This window comes from Hoeflea sp. Naph1, assembly GCF_046837775.1.
GTDB lineage: Bacteria > Pseudomonadota > Alphaproteobacteria > Rhizobiales > Rhizobiaceae > Hoeflea.
The window spans coordinates 22851-42269 of record NZ_CP177288.1 but is presented as its reverse complement, the minus strand read 5'-3'; the positions used below and the strand labels follow the sequence as shown (position 1 = coordinate 42269).

General features: G+C 59.2%; 14 protein-coding genes and 3 pseudogenes. 11 read left to right on the top strand and 6 right to left on the bottom strand.

Going from position 1 to position 19419, the window contains the following annotated elements:
- Nucleotides 1-43 precede the first annotated feature (43 nt).
- Together repB and repC are read left to right on the top strand one after the other, a co-directional pair.
- A complete protein-coding gene (repB, locus tag ACK6D9_RS23235; RefSeq protein ID WP_269391504.1) occupies nucleotides 44-1039 on the top strand; it encodes a plasmid partitioning protein RepB in 996 nt (331 codons plus the stop codon).
- Between the two features lie 192 nt (nucleotides 1040-1231).
- Nucleotides 1232-2548 (top strand): annotated as a pseudogene (gene repC / locus ACK6D9_RS23230) (plasmid replication protein RepC).
- A 240-nt stretch (nucleotides 2549-2788) separates the two neighbouring features.
- Here repC and fic read toward each other — a convergent pair.
- Nucleotides 2789-3892, bottom strand: a complete 1104-nt coding sequence (gene fic / locus ACK6D9_RS23225) for a protein adenylyltransferase Fic (RefSeq protein ID WP_412052033.1) — start codon at nucleotides 3890-3892, stop codon at nucleotides 2789-2791.
- Nucleotides 3893-4148: 256 nt separating this feature from the next.
- Entirely contained in the window at nucleotides 4149-5303 is a 1155-nt protein-coding gene (locus ACK6D9_RS23220; RefSeq protein ID WP_412052032.1) for a site-specific integrase, read from the bottom strand.
- Between the two features lie 423 nt (nucleotides 5304-5726).
- Between ACK6D9_RS23220 and ACK6D9_RS23215 the strand changes: the two genes are divergently transcribed.
- Together ACK6D9_RS23215 and scpB are read left to right on the top strand one after the other, a co-directional pair.
- Nucleotides 5727-6683, top strand: a complete 957-nt coding sequence (locus ACK6D9_RS23215; RefSeq protein ID WP_412052029.1) for a DUF1403 family protein — start codon at nucleotides 5727-5729, stop codon at nucleotides 6681-6683.
- A gap of 2 nt (nucleotides 6684-6685) precedes the next feature.
- Nucleotides 6686-7369 carry an SMC-Scp complex subunit ScpB gene (scpB, locus tag ACK6D9_RS23210; protein WP_412052028.1) on the top strand — a complete coding sequence of 228 codons (684 nt, stop codon included), beginning with the start codon at nucleotides 6686-6688 and terminating at the stop codon, nucleotides 7367-7369.
- 61 nt (nucleotides 7370-7430) lie between these two features.
- Here scpB and ACK6D9_RS23205 read toward each other — a convergent pair whose 3' ends face one another.
- The 4 genes and pseudogenes from ACK6D9_RS23205 to ACK6D9_RS23190 all read right to left on the bottom strand — a co-directional run bounded on the left by ACK6D9_RS23205 (nucleotide 7431) and on the right by ACK6D9_RS23190 (nucleotide 10682).
- Nucleotides 7431-7775 carry a helix-turn-helix transcriptional regulator gene (locus ACK6D9_RS23205; protein ID WP_412052027.1) on the bottom strand — a complete coding sequence of 115 codons (345 nt, stop codon included), beginning with the start codon at nucleotides 7773-7775 and terminating at the stop codon, nucleotides 7431-7433.
- A 54-nt stretch (nucleotides 7776-7829) separates the two neighbouring features.
- A pseudogene (locus ACK6D9_RS23200) lies at nucleotides 7830-8655 on the bottom strand (ISKra4 family transposase); the annotation flags it as partial.
- Nucleotides 8656-8824: 169 nt separating this feature from the next.
- Nucleotides 8825-9154 (bottom strand): annotated as a pseudogene (locus ACK6D9_RS23195) (IS6 family transposase); the annotation flags it as partial.
- 109 nt (nucleotides 9155-9263) lie between these two features.
- Nucleotides 9264-10682, bottom strand: a complete 1419-nt coding sequence (locus ACK6D9_RS23190; protein WP_412052026.1) for a TrkH family potassium uptake protein — start codon at nucleotides 10680-10682, stop codon at nucleotides 9264-9266.
- 434 nt (nucleotides 10683-11116) lie between these two features.
- Here ACK6D9_RS23190 and kdpF point away from each other — a divergent pair, with 434 nt between their 5' ends.
- From kdpF to ACK6D9_RS23155, 7 genes are all read left to right on the top strand, one after another.
- Nucleotides 11117-11206, top strand: a complete 90-nt coding sequence (gene kdpF, locus ACK6D9_RS23185; protein WP_412052025.1) for a K(+)-transporting ATPase subunit F — start codon at nucleotides 11117-11119, stop codon at nucleotides 11204-11206.
- A 20-nt stretch (nucleotides 11207-11226) separates the two neighbouring features.
- Complete coding sequence (locus ACK6D9_RS23180) at nucleotides 11227-11415, top strand: hypothetical protein (protein WP_412052024.1); 189 nt, start codon at nucleotides 11227-11229, stop codon at nucleotides 11413-11415.
- 43 nt (nucleotides 11416-11458) lie between these two features.
- Entirely contained in the window at nucleotides 11459-13531 is a 2073-nt protein-coding gene (gene kdpB / locus ACK6D9_RS23175) for a potassium-transporting ATPase subunit KdpB (RefSeq protein WP_412052023.1), read from the top strand.
- A 126-nt stretch (nucleotides 13532-13657) separates the two neighbouring features.
- Entirely contained in the window at nucleotides 13658-15340 is a 1683-nt protein-coding gene (gene kdpA, locus ACK6D9_RS23170; protein ID WP_412052022.1) for a potassium-transporting ATPase subunit KdpA, read from the top strand.
- A gap of 15 nt (nucleotides 15341-15355) precedes the next feature.
- Nucleotides 15356-15907, top strand: a complete 552-nt coding sequence (locus tag ACK6D9_RS23165; RefSeq protein WP_412052021.1) for a potassium-transporting ATPase subunit C — start codon at nucleotides 15356-15358, stop codon at nucleotides 15905-15907.
- A gap of 53 nt (nucleotides 15908-15960) precedes the next feature.
- Nucleotides 15961-18678, top strand: a complete 2718-nt coding sequence (locus tag ACK6D9_RS23160; RefSeq protein WP_412052020.1) for a DUF4118 domain-containing protein — start codon at nucleotides 15961-15963, stop codon at nucleotides 18676-18678.
- Nucleotides 18678-19370 (top strand): response regulator transcription factor, encoded by a 693-nt coding sequence (locus tag ACK6D9_RS23155; protein ID WP_412052019.1) that lies wholly within the window; start codon nucleotides 18678-18680, stop codon nucleotides 19368-19370. The genes ACK6D9_RS23160 and ACK6D9_RS23155 overlap by 1 nt, the downstream gene beginning before the upstream one ends.
- Nucleotides 19371-19419: the final 49 nt, after the last annotated feature.

Here is a 19419-nt window from a genome sequence, read left to right as displayed (position 1 = left end):
CGGTTAGAGAACAATACGATATCTCCCATTTTAGGTGAATATCATGGCTAGAAAGCACCTGCTTGCGAATATCGGAGATCGTCCCACAAAGCCCGTCGAGCATGACGGAGTGGCGGAATCGCGTGTGGAATATGCGCGCCGCGGTGCTTCACGATCTATGATGCAGTCCCTTGACGATCTTGCTGAAAGCTCGATGCGCGTTCTGGAAGGCGACATTGTGGTATCGCTGGATCCAGATAAACTCGACCCCTCCCCTTATGCGGATAGAATTGGCGAGGACGAAGAAAAGGACGGTGAACTCCTACAGGCCATCAAAAATGCCGGACAGCTTTCTCCTGTTCTGGTTCGGCCACATCCCCAGACAAGCGGCCGCTACATTGTAGTATTCGGCCACCGGCGAGTTAGGGTGGCCCGAAAGCTTGGGCAGGAAGTTCGAGCCGTCATCAAGCCCCTTGAAGATATTGCCCACGTCATCGCTCAGGGTCAGGAGAACTCAGCCAGGGACGATCTGAGCTTCATCGAGAAGGCGCTTTATGCACGGCGCTTGCTCGAGTCCGGAATCGACAAGGCTACCATCAAGATAGCTTTGACGATTGACGACACTTTGCTTTCTCGAATGCTCTCCGTCGCTGATGTCGTGCCAGAAGCCGTCCTCGAGGCGCTCGGCGCCGCGAAGGGTGTTGGCCGGGACCGTTGGGAAGAACTGAAGAAACTCGTTCAAATGCCGGCAAATGCTGAAACGGCGCTGGAGCTGGTTCAGAGTGAGGCTTTCGTTGAGGCAGAGGGGAGTCAACAATTCACGGTCCTTATCGATGGCCTCAAGTCTTCTCGAACAAAGAAGGCCAAGCCGAAGCAGGCGGCGGAAAAGGTGTGGAGTCTGTCCGAAGCTGCCGTCAAAGTGACGACAAAGGATAGCGGCCGGACCTTCACTCTTGCCTTGAAATCCAAGGATGCATCTCAGTTTGGCGCGTTCCTCTCGGGACAATTAAAGCGCCTTTACGAAGAATTTCAGCAAAACAAAGAGGAGGGCGGTGAGTGAATCAACGGCCGTAAACGGGCGGCCATGGCAGAAATTGGCAAAGAAAAAGGCCACCGAAATCGCTTCCGGAAGCCCTCTCTTAGTGTGGTAGCTAGAGAATCGCACTTCCCGGAATCACAGTCAAGGCTCTTTTGAGTCGTGAGCGCCGTTTCGGCGAGCAGTTTTCTATTGCCTAGCAATAGGTGAAAGAAAATGCAGACGCATATCTCCACGACGCCCTTTGGGCGGCGGCCGATGACGCTTGGCCAAATGGCGAGCCAAGTCGCCGCGAAATCCATACCCCAAGGGGCAACGGTCGAGAAGTGGAAGGCCTTCCGCTCGATCCGTGAAGCTCGCGATCTTCTGGGCGCCACAGACCGGTCCCTGGCCATTCTCAACGCGCTCCTGTCATTCCATCGGGACAGCGAGCTGTCGGGCGACGGGACGCTGATCGTTTGGCCGTCGAATGAACAACTCATGGCACGCGCGAATGGCATGCCGCCCACGACGCTGCGCCGGCACCTGGCCGTCCTCGTCGATTGCGGACTGATCATTCGCAGAGACAGCCCGAATGGAAAGCGTTTCGCGCGCAAGGGCCGGGAGGAGAGGTCGAACAGGCCTATGGCTTCGACCTCTCGCCGATAGTGGCCCGCGCCGAGGAGTTCGAGCAACTCGCGGAAGCGGTTCAGGCAGAGAAGAAAGCCTTCAAGGTCTCCAAGGAACGCCTGACACTGCTTCGTCGGGATGTTGTTAAGATGATCGATGCCGGCATCGAGGAGGGCGTTCCAGGCAACTGGGGCCGTATTGGTCAGATCTACCAGGAGATTATTGCACGGCTTCCTCGCACGGCACCGCGCCAAGTCGTCGAAAGCCTTTGCGATGAGCTCCAGGAGTTGTGGACGGAGGTGCATGACATGCTGGAATTATTCACGAAAACACAGAATATGGACGCCAATGAGTCCCAATCTGGATGCCACATACAGAATTCAAAACCAGACTCCATATTTGAATCTGAACACGGCTCTCGAAAAGGGAATGAAGCGGGGCGGCAGCGCCCAGGAAAATGATAACCTGCGGAGTTTACCGAAGCGGGAGCTGCCCTTGGGGATCGTGCTTGACGCTTGCCCGAACCTGATGGACTTGGCTCAGGGTGGTCGAATACGCCACTGGAGCGATTTTTTGGCGGCCGTGGAGGTGGCCCGGCCGATGCTGGGGGTCAGTCCGAGTGCGTGGCGAGAAGCTTGCGAAGCCATGGGCGAGGTTCAGGCGGCGATCACGCTGGCCGCAATCCTGCAGCGGTCTGATCAGATCAACAGCGCTGGGGGATATCTGCGCAGCCTCACCGACAAGGCGAGAGAGGGCCATTTCTCGACCTGGCCGATGGTGATGGCCCTACTTCGGTCCAAGCTGGATGCAGACAAGGCGGCAGCCACGACCGATAGGGAGCCGCCAAACGGCAACAAGGGCGGGGAAGGACAGTATGAGGTCTCAGAAGCGCTTCTGAAATCCCTAAACAAGCCCAGATCGTGATGATGAGCGCTTTGGCTATTGCTGCATTGGCTGTGGTTTCAGCATCGATCAGGCGGGAACGGCGCGCTCGGTCGATAAGGTTCTTGACAAAAGAGGGCGACTATTCCGAGCTACCCGCTGTGTCAACTCACGAAACCACCCAAGCTGACCGGAGATTTCGCGATAGGTGAGATCTGGATTGGACGCATGAAATTCCCCGCGTCCAGTGTCATCTCAGGTGCTGCCTGGCGTTTGGGCGTTTCATTGGTTGTGCCGAGCCGGGCGTTGCTCGCTCAGGAGCGCAAGTAGCGCCGGATTGATATAGAGATTTTCCCGGCCCGCCTTCATTTCCTGCAGCAGGCCCAGTTCGGTGAGGGCCTTGAGATAGACCGACGCTGCCTGTCGCTTTGCGATGCCGGCCGTCACAAGGTCGCCGATTCGGCAATAAGGGTTCACGAAGATTACCTCTGCCAACTCGCGCGAATAGATTTTGGGCAGATCGCGTCGGATATGCTCCGCGGTTTGATCCAGCAGGTCGCGGATGGCGCGAATTCGCGCTGTCGACCAGTTTGCCGTTTCGCGCACAGCCTCCAGCATGTAGAGGATCCAGTCCTCCCATGCCTCGTCGGTCGTGACGGCCAGGAGCCGATCATAGTAGGCGCGTTTGTTCCCGATGATGTAGCGGCTGAGATAGAGTATTGGGATGTCCAGCAGGCCTTTGTCGACGAGGAAGAGCAGATTCAGCACTCGGCCTGTCCGGCCATTGCCGTCGGTAAACGGGTGGATCGCCTCAAACTGGTAGTGCATCACGGCGAGTCGGATCAGCGGGTCGATGTCCTCGGCTTCGTGAATATAGCGCTCCCAATTAGCGAGCTTGTCGCGCAAAAGTGCCTGGCCCTCGGGCGGCGTGTAAATTACTGAGCCCGTTGCCTCGTTCATCAACGCTGTTCCTGGCGTTGCGCGGATATCCAGTTCGAAGCCTTTTATGGTCTGGCACACAGTGATCGCCGTGGACGTCGACACGGGCCGCTGTTTGAGCGACTGAAAGCCCTCGCTGAGGGCTGTGCGATAGCGTAATGCTTCCTTCGTCGCAGGATCAGCGTGATTGCCGGCTTCGTTGGCGAAGCGGAATAGCCTGTCGGTGGTAGTGACGATGTTTTCGATCTCCGAGCTCGCCTGCGCCTCAAGCAGTGGAATCGAGTTGATCAAAACTGCTTGGTTCGGAATGAGCTGGCCGGATATACGAAGCTCGGCCAGTGCTGCACGAGCCTCGATGCAGGCCTTCAGGACGGCCTTCGTCTCAACATCCTCGCGCGGGGGCAGGGGAGGGAGGTCATTGTAGGGGCGATCCGGGCGAAACGACATGTCGATCAATCCTTCTTCGATCGACATGTCGGGGGGATATGTCGTCGGTGTCGACATATGGCAAATTCGTGTCGATGGAATTCTAATCTATCGACATAAGCTAAGGGCGACAAGCCGGTTGTCCAGATGCCGAGGTAATCAGCATACGCTGGACGCCAGAGCGGACATCCAATCAAAAATGTCGGATTTTCCGTTCAGGATGGACAGAGCTCCGTTCTCTCGCTTCCCTCGGGGGGATTAACCTGGGAGGAGGCTTCTACAGCCCCGCAGCCTTAGTCAGGTTGATGCGGAACCGATCGCGCCGTCTCTGATACCGACGGGTCATTTCGGCCGATGTGTGGCCGAGTTGCTTTTGGACGTAACGCTCATCGACTTCGGCGGAAGACGCAAGTCCCGCGCGCAGGGAATGGCCTGAGAATTTTCCGGCGCGCTCGTCTTCGCTGAGGTCACCACGCACGCCGGCTGCCAGCGCTGACTTTTTAACGAGGCGTGCTACCTCTTGATCGTTCAGGCGCTCCGGCCCGACATCTTTGCCCTTACCCCTCACGCGGCGGAATAGGGGGCCTTTGGCTAGTTTCGCAAATTTGATCCAGGTCTCTGTGGCAGAGACCGGGCACGTAGCGTCGGAGGAGCCGCAGCCGATCTCCACCTCGCGCCAACCGGTCTTTCCGCGCAGCGTTACCAACAGGCCTTTGTCGAGCATCTCTATCCAGCCGCGCCCGTCCTCCGTTTGATCCCGACCAAGGTCAAGGCCTGTGATCTCTGATCGTCGCAAACCGCCGGCAAACCCGATCAACAGCATCGCCCGGTCGCGCAAGCCACGCAGTGAACCACGATCAAGCGTTTCAAGCATAGCAATCAGATCTTCTGGCAGCAGCGCTTCCTTCTGTCGGGGTGGCGCGGCATGGGTGTTGCGGATTCCAGCCATTACCGTTGAAATAGCCCGATCCTTGCGATCAAGCGGCTGACCGCGCTGGGCATAGTTCCAGGACAGCGAGGAAAGCCGCCGCTCGATTGTCGAGACGGAACTCGGCTTTTTGTTGCTGGTTGCGCCACCTGATGCGCAAGCGGTGATATAAAGGCCGACGACCTGCGGGTCTGGGGGAAGGGGAGAGAGGTTCTGGCGGCGACACCAGGCAGCAAAATGCTTCCAGTCCGAAGCGTATGCACGCCGTGTATTTGCGGAACTCGCGGCCTCGACATAGCCACGCGCGCGATCAGTCAGGTCCTGGAGATGAGCTGGCACGCCGGCATCGGTCCTAACAAGGGAAGAACCCCGTGCTTGTTCGGAACCCGCCGAAACATCACCGGAAACCGCCGTGCTGTCAGACGGTGCTGAGCACTCCTGGGCGTCATTTTTGGTGTTTTGCTCGACGATATGGGCTGTCGTTCGTGTTTCATCGGTGGACACCAACGTATTGATTTCTTTAGAAGAGCGTTCGGAGTTCATTTCCGGATTCCTGTTGATCCAACGGATTATTTGCATTCAACGAGCGGACTAAGTTTGCAGGAGTGGAAACTCCCCATTTCCGAGACCGCGCCCGTAGCCAAGCCGGTAACTCCGCTATTTCCAACTCTTCTCATCGTTTGCCCTGCTACACGGTCCGCTGATTGAGTTCGAACCCGGTCCGCTCAATGAACGCGAATTCTCGTCGATCTGACGCTCAAAAGGGGCTGTCCGCCGGTGAAAAACGAGCGACATGGGCCATTCCCTCTATAAAGAGCATAATGAACGATAATGCAATCTTATCAGTCATAATATGTTGAGGACAGGTTGTGCGGATATTCGTATTATTGCTGGCATATTCCGCACACCGCATGTAGCGTCAGTTATATGGATTCGCTACCGTCAGCCACATCATCAGACCGTCTCTGGTCGCCCCGCCTCCCGAGCTGGGCGTTGTCGCGGGGTCGTGATGTGACCGAGACGGACGCCGCGTTTGCTGCCGGCATCGCCCTGAAATCGTTGGATGATCTCGTTCGCTCAGACCCCGTCTGGGCCGGTTGCTGGCGCTCACGTCAAGCGCTCAAATGCGCCGCCGCCGCCGTCCGGCTGATGGGCCGCAACGAGGAGGAACACGCGTTGCGTGACGCGGTTTTGCTGACGGCGGCCGGCGACGATCCTGGCCCGGCCGGAAAGGTGGTTTTGGCCTACAAGAGTATTTCGTCCCGAAAACCTGGATTTTCCCCAAAACACGTTGGCGAGCTTGCCGAACTTTTGGGCCTTGCGTGGGATGAGCCGCTTGCGGCCTCTACGGCGACTGCGGCTGATGAAACGCTTCAATCCAGCCGGTCGGCGCCCTTCGCCGCGGCGGAACTGGTGACAACACTCTGTGCCGCCCGTCCGGATGCCGAGCCGCTCGCCTGGGCACTTGCTGATGTTCTGATCGCCAAACAACTCAAATGGCCGTTTCCTCTGCCGCTGCTGATGGCCGAACGGTTTGGGCCCGCCTTCCGTACATTCGGGGGAAGGGGGCGTGTCCGACTCGGCGAAGTGGCGTTCGCCAGAGCTATCTGTTTGGCTCTGGTTGATGGCACAGTGGGCGCCCTGCGTTCAGCCGGCGAGATCGCCCGACGAGCCGATCAGCTTTTTGCTATCGCGCCGAAGCTGCGCACCAAAGGAGCTGGGCCGATGATCCAGACCTTGCTTAACGAGGATGCGATTGCGGCCTCCGCACCCGGCAGTGGTCTGTCCCGTTGGGCCAGTACCCGGCTGTTCGAACGATTGGAGAGTTTTGACGCCGTGCGCGAGCTGTCCGGCCGGTCGTCCTTCCGGATCTATGGATTGTGACGATGACCGGCGCCCCGGCTGCAAAACCATCCCGAAAGAAGACGAACGCTACAGCCGAACGGCTGTTAGATCGGGAACTGGGGGATTTGCCGCCGGATCTGCGCTGGCGGGAATGGATGCTGCGGGTCGAGGCAGTAATCTTTGCCTCCGCCGAGCCAGTGACGCGTGAAACCCTGGCGCGTGTCGTCGGAAAAGACTGCAGCATCGATCTACTGATCGACGATCTGCACGACGAGCTCCGATCCCGGCCATATGAACTGGTATCGGTTGCCGGCGGCTGGCAGCACCGAAGCCGTACTGCTTACGCGGACGCAATCCGGGCATCGCAGGCACCGACAAGGGGCGGGGCTGCGGCTCTGTCCGAGTTCGAGGCGATGGTGCTTATGGCGATTGCGTATTCCCAGCCCATAACGAGGAGCGAGCTGTCGAAGATGTTTGGCAGGGAGGTCAGCCGTGATGTCATGGCCTCGTTGCGCAGTGCGGGGTTCATTGCATCTGGGCCGCGAAGCCCGACCCCGGGGGCACCATATACGTATGTCACCTCAAAACACTTCCTGTCTGCCTTCGGCATGGAGACGCTGCGCGATCTACCGGATATTGAGGCGCTTGACGATGCGGGATTGCAGGATGCCCGTATACCCTTGGGCAATGGTTTTGCGGAAGAAAGTCCTGATGAAGACGAGTAGAACGATCCAGCGCTTTCGGAAACGATGCGAAGCGGACCCATCAATCGCAAGAGGTCAGAAGTCAGTCAGCCAGATCGTCCAGTGTGACCCCAAGGGCATCTGCCAAAGCGCGCAGGGACGCGACCGACCCCTGCTTGCGACCGGTCTCTATCTCCGCAATTGAGACGCGGTTCACACCGGCCTTTTCCGCCAGCGCCGCCTGGGTCAAGCCGCGCAGATCGCGATAGACGCGCAGTGGGCTTTCGCCATTCATCAGGCGGTTTGCAGAGCCTTCCGGGATCAGTTCGTCCTCGCCCGCTGCCAGCGCCGCCTTGGAGCGATCATAGGTTTGAAGGTCGGCCAGATCTTCGGCTGCCGCCTGAAGGCGGTCATATTCTTCGCGGGGGATCGTCACCATCTCGTTCATGTCTTACCCTTTCAATCATAAACGCCGCCACGGGGGCTTTGTTGCAAATTTTGGAGTTGCACTGAGCACGATGCTTTGCAGCCCGACGTCTCCGTCGCTGAAAACAGTGACGTCGCGTCCAGGCAGCCATCCTTGTGCCCGCATTGCGGCACGAACCGCATCGTGCTTGCCGGTAGCCACATGCGGTGCGGCTGCGAACTGACGCGGTAGCCGCCCCGGTGAAACAACGCGTCCCATGGCGATTTCGAAATGCCGGCTCTGATATCCGGGAACTGCACGGATATAGGCGCCATCTATGAAGACGGAAATGGGGGATCCGCCGGCCCGGCTCTCGCGGCATCCCACTTTTCGATCTGATCGGCCACCTGGTGAGCCGGTTGACAACGGTTCGATGATTGTGTGGCCGCGCGGTCGGTACAAAAAGGTCGAGTACACGAGCTGCTTCACGAAACGACAGGCGCGAACCGAGCTCAGCTTGGACGCGCTCCAATTCCGGAGTCGCTCTGCCCTTCAACAAGGTCTCGATGTTTCCGGTGTTCGTCTTTGCCGGCTTTCCGCAGGTGCAGCTGCGGAACCGAGGCACCCGCAGGTGACAAATACCGAAGAGCGAATGGACCGTGCGAGATCGATAGTCATGAACCGCTTGAAGGCGGCCACAGTCGTGACATTTCCTATCCTGCCTACTGGCTTGATCCGTCTGAAACTGCGTAAGCTCTTCTTGCAGGCGGCACTGTATCGCCTTGCCTTCTGCCAGGGATAGGCCGAGCGCGTCGAGTCCCACTCTGTCGACCCTGCGGTCGACGGTTGCAATTTCTCGACACTGCGAAACGCCATCAGTGCCGATAACCTCAGCCCAAACCTTCATCCTCAATTGTCCCATCACCGAGTGCCCTTTCCAGAAAAGGACTCGATTACCTGAAGGTTCTTACCCCCACCTTTTTCCCACTCCCGTCTGATTATCAAATTAAGTGCCCGTTATCAAATTAGGTGCCGACTTAAACATATGAGATTGTTGGGGTGGCAGTCTCATCATTGAGTGCCAAGTCACAGCGGCTTTGCACCAGTACGTCGAGAACAAAACCGTCCTGATCGACGGCGCGCCAAAGCCATTGTTTCTTGCCGTCGATGGAGATAGCGACCTCATCGAGGTACCATTTGTTGCCAAGCTTCCCGGCTGAACGCTGCCGGATTTCATTTGCAAAGTGGCGACCGAATTTCTCCACCCAGACACGCACGGTCTGGTATGAAACGATGATCCCACGCGCCGCCAGCAGGTCTTCGACCATGCGCAGACTGAGTGGAAAACGAAGATAGAGCCAGACGGCATGACGGCACTGTAAAGTTAAAGGCTGTTCAACATATGAGGAGGAACCCGATATCGCTCGCTTACAAACCGCATAACACAAAGCGGAAGGTGAATTTTCTTGACCGGTATTCGTTAAGTATACAGCGCGCCTACCAGTTTGCGACAGATTCCGCCACCTTCCGCTATTGCCAGAAACCTGGCATCAGCAACACAAACACCGTCATCATCTCCAAACGACCCACAATCATCTCGAAACACAGCATCCATTTGATTGGATCAGCCAGGGTGGCGAAGTTTCCGGCAGGGCCAATGACCGGCCCGAGGCCTGGTCCGACGTTCGCTATTGCCGTAGCCGATGCGCTGATAGCGGTCTCGAAATCGAGGCCATAGAGGCCGTAGATTATTGCGAAGAAGATGAAAGTGGCCGTGTAGAGCATAGAAAAAACCATGACCGATTCTGTCACGGTGGGCTCCAATCGCCGCGTTCCGTATCGCATCTTGACCATCTGGTTCGGCCTGAACGTTCGGGTAAGCGCAGACACCACAACCTGCTGCACAACCACAATTCGGAATTGCTTGAACCCGCCGGCTGTGGAACCGGCGCACCCACCGATGAAAGTAAGGAAGAAGAAAATGACGACTGCGGAGGGACCCCAGAGCTGGTAATCCTCCGATGCATATCCCGTGGTTGTTATGACCGAGACGACGTTGAACAAGGTCGAGGCGAACCGATGCAGGCCCCCGTCATCATACCGTATTGCGGAAATCGCGAACAGGCAGAGTGTTGCGACAATCGTGATTGCGACATAGTAGCGGATTTGTTGATCGCGCTCAAAACGTCCCCCGGCCAGGTAGATCAAGAACAGGAAAGGAAGCCCGCCGATAAACATGAAGAGGCTGGATGTGATAAGCATGGCGGTCGAGCCGAATTGTCCCATCGACGCATCGGATGTGGAGTATCCACCTGTGGAAACCGTTGTCATGGCGTGATTGACCGCCTCAAACGTGGTCATGCCGAGGCTGGCATAGGCAATGACGCAAAGTATGCTGAGGGCAAGGTAGGTATAGGCAATACGCTTGGAGAATGTACTGGCATGGGCGAAGGGCTTGCCACTCTTGTCCGAGGATTCGAGCTGGAAGAGCTGCTGACCACCGCTTTTGAGAAACGGCAGCAGGATCAAGCCCATGACGACGATACCGAGACCTCCGATCCACTGGGTCATAGATCTCCAAAGCAGAATGCCTGGGGGTTTTGTATCGAGTTCTGTCAGAACCGTGGACCCTGTGGTTGTCAGTCCCGAAGTGGCCTCGAAAAAGGCATCCGTATAACTTAAGCCGAGATTTGAAAAATAAAACGGCAGCGCCGCAAGGGCCGCGCTAATCAGCCATGATGTCGGGACGAAAAGAAAAATCTCGCGGCGGGTCATGTCTATTGCTTGCCGCCGTGTCGCGACGAATAACAACATGCCTAATGTAAGGGATGAAGTGGATGCGGCGGCAAACGCTATCCAGTCTCTGTTGCCCAGGGCAAAATCAACCAGGCCGGGAACGGCCATCATGGTCCCCAGTATCAGGATCACCAAGGCAAGGGTTTGTGCCATATTCCAATTGTCTTTCTGCTCAAGTGCATCGCGGTGCCACAGTTCTTATCGCGATGTTTGCCTCTTGTCAGGTGCAGCCAACATCAGGGTGTCGAAGCACTTTGCAGTTCGAACCGCACAAATCCACGGCGGCAGAATCCGTGTCGCCCCCAGTATCACGACCGGCGCGGCTGGCCACGCCGCCCCAAAGCCGCTTTCACCAACGCTGAACCACCGCCTGCCTAGACCGAAATCACTATAAGATTCCTATTTTATCTACGTCTCGCCTGTCTCGAACCTTTATGCGTCCTCATGGCATGGTCCCGTCAACTTCGCGAACCGGTCCGGTTTGATCTGACACATCTGAAAGCAATCTCAGATGTCGCCTCGTCAAATTGACGATCGCACGTGAGGGAACCGGCGCGCATTGCGCTTCCATACAGACGAGGTGTGAAATGCTATTCGATTATGCCCTTGGCGGCGCCGTGACGCTGTTGATCACGGCCTATCTTCTCTACGCGCTGCTGCGCCCCGAACGCTTCTGATCATTCAGAGGTTCGAACCAATGCACCAGGCAGCGCGAACCCTTGGCAGGCAGATTGCCAGAATCCGCAGACAATTCACCCCAAGCTCCGATCGTCTCAAGCCGGAGGCACCTCTCCGTGCGTCCGACATCCTCATCGGCATGATGCTGGTGATACTCGCGATCGTGCTCGCTGTCCGGCTTCTGGTCAGCCTGTTCGGGGCCGAGTGAGCGTCCCGGGACCCCTTCTTTCAACATCAAGCTGGAGTCACATATGAGCCAGTCCCCATCCGCGAGTATCTTCGATACGCGCATTCTCATTCCCGCCCTCGGCGGCGCGGTCAGGAAACTCGATCCGCGCACTCTGGCGAAGAACCCTGTGATGTTCGTCGTCGCCGTGGTCTCAATACTCACGACCGTGCTTTTCCTGAAGGACGTCGCCACCGGGGCGGGAAATCTCGGCTTTTCCTTCCAAATCATACTCTGGCTATGGTTCACGCTGCTGTTCGCAAACTTCGCGGAAGCCGTTGCCGAAGGGCGCGGCAAGGCGCAGGCCGATTCCCTTCGCCGCTCGCGTACGGAGACGCAAGCCAAGCTGCTTACCGATCCGGGCAGCGGCAGCGTCAAGGTCGTGCCGGGCAATGGTCTGAAGGTTGGCGACGTGGTGCTCGTCGAGGCCGGCGACATCATTCCATCGGATGGCGAGATCATCGAGGGCATTGCCTCGGTCAATGAAGCCGCGATTACGGGCGAGTCAGCGCCGGTGATCCGCGAATCTGGCGGCGACCGCTCGGCCGTGACCGGCGGCACCCAGGTGCTGTCGGACTGGATCAAGGTCAGAATCACGGCGGCTGCGGGATCGACCTTCATCGACCGGATGATTGCGCTGGTCGAAGGCGCGGAACGGCAGAAGACCCCCAACGAGATCGCGCTCAACGTGCTGCTTGCGGGTCTCACCCTTATCTTCGTGCTGGCGACGGCGACGATCCCAGCCTTTGCTGCCTATGCCGGCGGCTCGATACCCGTGATCGTACTCGTAGCCCTGTTCGTGACGCTGATCCCGACCACCATCGGGGCTCTGTTGTCGGCCATCGGCATCGCCGGAATGGACCGTCTGGTGCGCTTCAACGTGCTTGCCATGTCGGGCCGCGCCGTCGAGGCGGCAGGCGACGTTGATACGCTGCTTCTCGACAAGACCGGCACGATCACGCTGGGCAACCGCCAGGCTACCGAGTTCCGGCCGGTCAAAGGTGTGAGCGAACAGGACCTTGCCGACGCGGCGCAGCTGGCCTCGCTTGCCGACGAGACGCCCGAGGGCCGCTCTATCGTGGTGCTGGCCAAGGAAAAATACGGCATCCGCGAACGCGACATGCAATCGCTCAATGCCAGTTTCGTGCCGTTCACCGCGCAGAGCCGCATGAGTGGTGTCGATTTCGAAGGCTCATCCATCCGCAAGGGCGCGGTTGACGCCGTGCTCAAGCACATCGAGCAGGCGTCTGCGTCGAGCGGCTCGACCCGCGCCACCGCGGACAGCAAACGGGACCTCGAGATGATTGCGAACAGCATCGCCAAATCGGGCGGCACGCCGCTCGCCGTCGTCAAGGATGGAAAGCTGCTCGGTGTCATTCATCTCAAGGACATCGTCAAGGGCGGCATCCGGGAGCGCTTCGCGGAACTGCGCCGCATGGGCATCCGCACCGTGATGATCACCGGCGACAATCCGATGACGGCCGCAGCCATTGCAGCCGAAGCGGGCGTTGACGACTTCCTGGCCGAGGCAACGCCTGAGAACAAGCTGACGCTGATCCGCGAGGAACAGGCCAAAGGCAAGCTCGTCGCCATGTGCGGCGACGGCACCAATGATGCGCCAGCGCTCGCGCAGGCCGATGTCGGCGTGGCGATGAACACCGGCACGGTGGCGGCCCGCGAGGCCGGCAATATGGTCGATCTCGATTCCGATCCGACCAAGCTCATCGAGATCGTCGAGATCGGCAAGCAGCTGTTAATGACGCGCGGTGCGCTGACGACCTTCTCGATCTCCAATGACGTCGCCAAGTACTTTGCCATCGTGCCGGCGATGTTCATCGGGCTCTATCCGCAACTGAGCGCGCTCAACATCATGGGTTTGTCGACACCCGAAAGCGCCATCCTGTCGGCCATCATCTTCAACGCGCTGATCATCATCGCGCTCATCCCGCTGTCGCTCAAGGGCGTTGCCTACAAGGCGATCGGCGCGGACGGGCTCTTGCGGCGCAACCTTCTCATCTACGGGCTTGGCGGCCTCATCGTGCCCTTCATCGGCATCAAGGCGATCGACATGATCGTCACCGCCATCGGCCTCGCCTGATCAACGGAGTTCACGACATGACGCTTCTCTATTTGCTTCTCGGTCTGGCGGTGTTCGGGGGTCTCCTCGTGATGATCACCGCCGTCGACCGGGTCTAACACTCCAGCCCAATCGGAGATTTTTTCGATGCTGATACAATCCCTCCTCTTTGTCGTCCTCATCATTGGTGGCACGGCGCTGCTCTCCTGGCCGCTAGGCCGATACATGAAATGGGCGATGGACCCCGCCGATCCTGCGTCCGGTCTTGCCGGCTGGAAAACGCGCGCCTTCCGGGCTGTGGGCGGTCCTCTGACGGCGCAGGACCAGAACTGGAAGCGCTACATGGTGGCCATGCTGGCGTTCAACGTGGTGATGTTCACCGTCACCTTCGCCTTCCTGTCCCTGCAGCAGTATCTGCCTCTCAATCCGGACGGCAAGGAAGCGCTCAATGCCGATCTCATCTTCAACACGGCCGCCTCCTTCACCTCCAACACCAACCTGCAGCACTACTCGGGCGAGGTGTCGCTGAGCTACCTTTCACAGCTCGGAGGCCTGATGTGGCTCCAGTTCGTGTCAGCAGCCACCGGCATCGCGGCGCTCGCTGCTCTCGCCCGCGGGCTTGCCGGCAAACCGCTTGGCAACTTCTTCGTCGATGTGCAGCGCGCCACTTTCCTGGTTCTGCTACCGGTCGCTTTCGTGCTTGCAATCCTGCTGGTTCTCGGCGGGGTGCCTATGACCTTCAACGGCAGCGCGGTTGCGACCACGCTCGAAGGCGTGCAGCAAACGATTGCACGCGGACCCGTGGCGGCCTTCGTGTCGATCAAGCAGCTCGGCACCAATGGTGGCGGGTTTTTCGGTCCCAACTCGACGCATCCGCTGGAAAATCCGAGCTTCTGGACAAACATCATCCAGATGATTTCCATCATCCTGGTCCCGATGGCCTGCGTCTGGATGTTCGGACGGATCATCGGTCGCATGCGCCATGCCGGCGTGATCTTCGCGGTGATGCTCGCCTTCATCGCCGTCAAGATCACCGGTGCCGTCTACTACGAGACCGCCCCGACCCAGGCTTTCGCGAACCTTCCGATCGAACAGACCGCGGGCAATCTCGAAGGCAAGGAGATGCGTTTTGGCCCAACCGGTGGTCCGCTCTGGTCGGTGCTCACTACATCAACCTCGAACGGTTCAGTCGGTGCGATGCATGACAGCCTCAACCCGATGACCGGCCTGATGCCGATGGTCGGCATGTGGCTCAACGCCACATTTGGCGGCGTTGGCGTCGGCATGATCAACATGTTCCTCTACATCGTCGTGGGCGTCTTCATTGCGGGCATGATGATCGGTCGCACGCCGGAGTATCTTGGCTGGCGGGTGGAAGCCCGTGAGGTGAAGTTCGCGCTCTTTGCGCTGCTTGCTCACGGCCTGTTCATCCTTGGCGGCACGGCGCTGTTTGCGGCAACGTCCTGGGGAACCGATGCGCTCAACAATGTCGGACCGCATGGCTTTTCTGAGATCCTCTATGAGTTCTCGTCCGCCAGCGCCAACAATGGCTCGGGCTTCGAGGGGCTGGGTGATGGCACCGTGCCGTGGAACATCGCGACCGGGATCGTCATGCTGCTGGCGCGCTTCATTCCGATCATCCTGCCGCTCGCCATCGTCGGCTCGCTGTCGTCCAAGCGTCGCAGCGCGGAATCGAGCGGCACGCTCTCCGTCGAAGGCGGCGTCTTCGCCACCATGCTTGCCGCCACCGTTGTCGTTGTCGGCGCGCTCACTTTCTTCCCCGCGGCGACGCTGGGGCCGATCGCCGAGCACGTCATCTATATGAACTGAATCGGAGAAAACGACATGCAATCCATTCTTGCAAGCCTTCGAATTACAGCGGCGACCATGCTGATCTGCGTCGCCGGCTACACCACCGCCGTCTGGGCAGTTGCCCAGGCTGTTTCCCCGGACACGGCCAACGGATCACTGATCACGGGCCCGGACGGCACCATCATCGGCAGCCGGCAGATCGCCCAGGCTTTTACAAGGCCCGAGTATTTCTGGCCGCGACCATCGGCGGTCGACTATGATGGTGCGGGTGCCGGCGGAAGCAACAAGTCGCCGACGAGCTCCGATGTCGCCAATCGGGGACAGGAAATGGTGGAACGTTACGGTGCTACCTCCGACAATCCGCTGCCTGCCGATCTGGCTGCAGCGTCGGGTGCAGGGCTTGATCCGCATATTTCCGAAGCCGGCGCGCTGATCCAGGCCACCCGTGTTGCAGAGGCACGGGGGTTGGAGGTGGCTCGGGTTGAGTCCCTCATCCGTAATGCAGCCGGTGCGCCGGGTGGTTTCTTGACCCGGGACCGCATCGTTAATGTCCTGGAGCTTAACCTAGCGCTCGACAGGCTGTAAGGAATCCGGGACGGCGTTCACACCGAACGCCGTCCCTCGACAGGAAAATGAAGATGAGTTCTGACGATCTTCGAAATGACGGCATGCGACCGTCTCCGGATGCTCTGCTTGAGAAGGCGGTGCAGGAAACACGCGGTCGGCTCAAGATTTTCCTGGGCGCAGCCCCTGGCGTCGGCAAGACCTACGAGATGCTGATGTCAGGCCGCGCCCGCAAATCCGATGGCGACGATGTGGTGATCGGTGTTGTCGAAACCCATGGCCGCAGGGAGACCGAAGCCCTGGTTGTTGGCCTTCAGGTCATTCCAAGAAAAAAGATCGCCTACAAGGGCAGGTTTCTTGAGGAAATGGACCTCGATGCCGTGCTGGACCGCAATCCTGCACTGGTTCTGGTGGATGAACTGGCCCACACAAATGCGCCGGGCAGCCGTCACCCCAAACGCTATCACGACGTTCTTGAACTTCTGGAACGGGGTATCGACGTCTATACGACGCTCAATATCCAGCACGTCGAAAGCCTCAACGATGTGGTAGCCCAGATCACCCGTATCCGGGTTCGTGAGACAGTCCCCGACTCGATCATTGATCGGGCGGATGATGTCGAAATCATCGACCTGACGCCAGATGACCTGATCAAGCGTCTTCACGAGGGCAAGGTCTATCTGCCGACAACGGCCAAGCGCGCGACCGAGAACTATTTCTCCCCAGGCAACCTCATGGCGCTCAGGGAGCTGGCGCTGCGACGCACAGCCCAGCGTGTCGATCTGCAATTGTTGTCGCAGATGCAGGCCAGCGCCATCAAGGGACCCTGGCCCGCCGGCGAGCGCATTCTGGTCTGTGTCAGCCAGGACCCCCGCTCGGCCGGCCTGGTTCGCTACGGCAAGCGACTGGCCGACAAGCTGCATGCGCCGTGGACGGCGCTCTATGTTGAAGACCGGCGCAACTTGAGCCTCGGCGAAGATGAGCGTGACAACATTGCCGAAGCGCTCCGCCTGGCCCAGAGCCTGGGCGGCGACGCAGCCACGATTCCAGGCGGCGACCATCCGGTTGCCGATGATGTTGTCAGCTATGCGCAGGCCAACAACATCACCCATATCGTCATCGGAAAGACCAACCGGTCCCGCTGGTTCGAGATAGTCAACGGATCGGTCGTGCACGAGCTGGTGCGCCGCGCCGGCGGTATCAGCGTTCACGTTGTCGCCGGCGAAACCTACTCCGATGCGCGCAGCGCTCGAAGGGCGGTCGAGACAGCGCGTCCCAAGTTTGTCTTCGAATGGAGAACCTACCTTAAATCCACGTTCATCGTCGCTGCCGCGACGGGTGTCGGGATGCTGCCCTTGCCCGGGCTCGGTGTTGAGCACATAGCGCTAATCTTCATCACCGCTGTGGTCGCAGTTTCCGTCCGCTACGGCCTCTGGCCGTCGCTCTATGCCAGCACGGTCTCTGCACTTGCCTACAATTTCTTTTTCACCGACCCTTATCACACCCTTTATATCTCCCGACCTCGGGAGTTCATCTCAGTTGTCTTCTTCGCCATCGTCGCGGTGATTGTGTCCAATGTCGCGGCACGGGCGCGGACCCAGACAGTCGTGGCCAAGACGCGAGCGCGCGCCACCGAGTCGCTCTACTCCTTCAGCCGAAAGCTGGCCGGGGCAGGCGTGCTCGAGGACGTGCTGTGGGCCACCGCCTACCAGATGGCGTCGATGCTGAAGGTGAGGGTGGTGATCCTGCTTCCCGAGGGCGGAACGGTCGCTGTCAGGGCCGGCTATCCCCCTGACGATACGCTGGTCGACGCCGACATAGCGGCAGCACGATGGGCCTGGGAGCATAACCGGCCTGCAGGCCGCGGCGCGGACACGCTGCCCGGAGCCAAGCGTCTCTATCTGCCGTTGATCACCGGCAACACCCCGGTCGGCGTGATCGGACTGGACAATGACAAGCAAGGCCCGTTGCTCACGCCGCAACAGCAGCGGTTGTTCGACTCGCTGGCCGACCAGGCGGCGGTCGCCATCGAACGGATTCAGCTGGTTGAGGCTGTCGACCAGGCGAAGCTCGCGGCCGAGGCCGACAAGCTGCGCTCGGCCCTTCTCGCCTCGATCTCGCACGACCTCAAGACGCCGCTTGCTTCCATCCTGGGTGCCGCGGGGACATTGAGAGACTATTCCGACGCCATGTCTCAAGCGGACCGCGCCGACCTGCTTGGCACGGTCGTCGACGAATCCGAGCGGCTCAACCGCTTCATCGCCAACCTTCTCGACATGTCGCGGCTTGAGACCGGTGCCATGGAGCCCAACGCCCAGCTTCTCTATCTCGATGACATCGTCGGATCAGCACTGCGTCGCGGGCGCAAGATCATGGCGCGCCACAAGACCAGCGCCGAAATCCCTTCCGATCTGCCCATGATCAAGCTGGACCCGGTGCTGTTCGAGCAGGTGCTGTTCAACCTGTTCGACAACGCCGCCAAATATGCGCCCGCCGGTACCACGATCAGCGTGCGCGCCTGGGATGACGGGCGCTGGATGACTATGCAGGTTCTCGACGAAGGGCCAGGTATTCCTACGGCAGACCTGGAGCGCGTCTTCGACAGCTTCCATCGCGCCCGCAAGCGCGACCACGTGCTGGCCGGCACGGGCCTGGGCCTGTCGATCTGCAAGGGCTTTGTCGAGGCGATGGGTGGAACGATCATCGCCGGCAACAGGATCGATCGCAGCGGCGCCGTCTTCACGATCCGCATGCCGGTCCCGATCGACACACCAGAACTGGAGGAAGCTTGATGACCCGTTCGAGCGTGAAGATACTTGTCGTCGATGACGAGCCTGGCATCCGCAAACTGCTGCGGGTCGGCCTGACAGCGGAGGGCTATGCGATCGTTGAGGCGACCAATGCCAGGACGGCCATGGAGAAGGCAGAAGCCGAACAGCCTGACCTGATCCTGCTCGACCTGGGACTGCCCGATATGCAGGGGCACGATCTTCTGGCCAAATGGCGCACCGAACTGCTCGAATTGCCCATCATCATCCTGTCGAGCCGAACGGACGAAGCAGGCATCGTCAAGGCGCTGGAACTTGGCGCTGACGATTATGTCACAAAACCGTTCGGCACCAGGGAACTGGCCGCCCGCGTCCGCGTTGCCCTTCGACACAAACTGCAGCAGCAGGGCGAGCGTCCGGTCTTCCAGACCGGAGAGCTGTCTGTCGATCTGGTCAAGCGGATCGTCAAACTGGCCGGCAAGGAGGTCAAACTGTCACCGAAGGAATACGATATCCTCAGGGTCTTGGTGCAGCATGCGGGCAAGGTCCTCACGCATCAGCACCTGCTCAACCAGGTCTGGGGCGCATCGACTGACGTCCAGTACCTGCGCATCTATGTGCGGCAACTGCGCCAGAAGATCGAAAAGAGCCCCAACGAGCCGCATTACATCACGACGGAAACCGGTGTCGGTTACCGGCTGCGCGAGGCCGATTGAGGCCGCCGGCCGACGCCTGGCAAAACTCATCCGAACCAATAATGGGTCA

Excerpts from the sequence above, each read along its gene's own strand:
- ACK6D9_RS23215 (WP_412052029.1), top strand. The coding sequence starts at position 5,727 with ATGGATTCGCTACCGTCAGCCACATCATCAGACCGTCTCTGGTCGCCC.
- repB (WP_269391504.1), top strand. The coding sequence starts at position 44 with ATGGCTAGAAAGCACCTGCTTGCGAATATCGGAGATCGTCCCACAAAG.
- ACK6D9_RS23190 (WP_412052026.1), bottom strand. The coding sequence starts at position 10,682 with ATGGCACAAACCCTTGCCTTGGTGATCCTGATACTGGGGACCATGATG.
- ACK6D9_RS23205 (WP_412052027.1), bottom strand. The coding sequence starts at position 7,775 with ATGAACGAGATGGTGACGATCCCCCGCGAAGAATATGACCGCCTTCAG.
- kdpF (WP_412052025.1), top strand. The coding sequence starts at position 11,117 with ATGCTATTCGATTATGCCCTTGGCGGCGCCGTGACGCTGTTGATCACG.
- ACK6D9_RS23155 (WP_412052019.1), top strand. The coding sequence starts at position 18,678 with ATGACCCGTTCGAGCGTGAAGATACTTGTCGTCGATGACGAGCCTGGC.
- ACK6D9_RS23165 (WP_412052021.1), top strand. The coding sequence starts at position 15,356 with ATGCAATCCATTCTTGCAAGCCTTCGAATTACAGCGGCGACCATGCTG.
- ACK6D9_RS23180 (WP_412052024.1), top strand. The coding sequence starts at position 11,227 with ATGCACCAGGCAGCGCGAACCCTTGGCAGGCAGATTGCCAGAATCCGC.
- kdpA (WP_412052022.1), top strand. The coding sequence starts at position 13,658 with ATGCTGATACAATCCCTCCTCTTTGTCGTCCTCATCATTGGTGGCACG.
- fic (WP_412052033.1), bottom strand. The coding sequence starts at position 3,892 with ATGTCGTTTCGCCCGGATCGCCCCTACAATGACCTCCCTCCCCTGCCC.
- ACK6D9_RS23160 (WP_412052020.1), top strand. The coding sequence starts at position 15,961 with ATGAGTTCTGACGATCTTCGAAATGACGGCATGCGACCGTCTCCGGAT.
- kdpB (WP_412052023.1), top strand. The coding sequence starts at position 11,459 with ATGAGCCAGTCCCCATCCGCGAGTATCTTCGATACGCGCATTCTCATT.
- scpB (WP_412052028.1), top strand. The coding sequence starts at position 6,686 with ATGACCGGCGCCCCGGCTGCAAAACCATCCCGAAAGAAGACGAACGCT.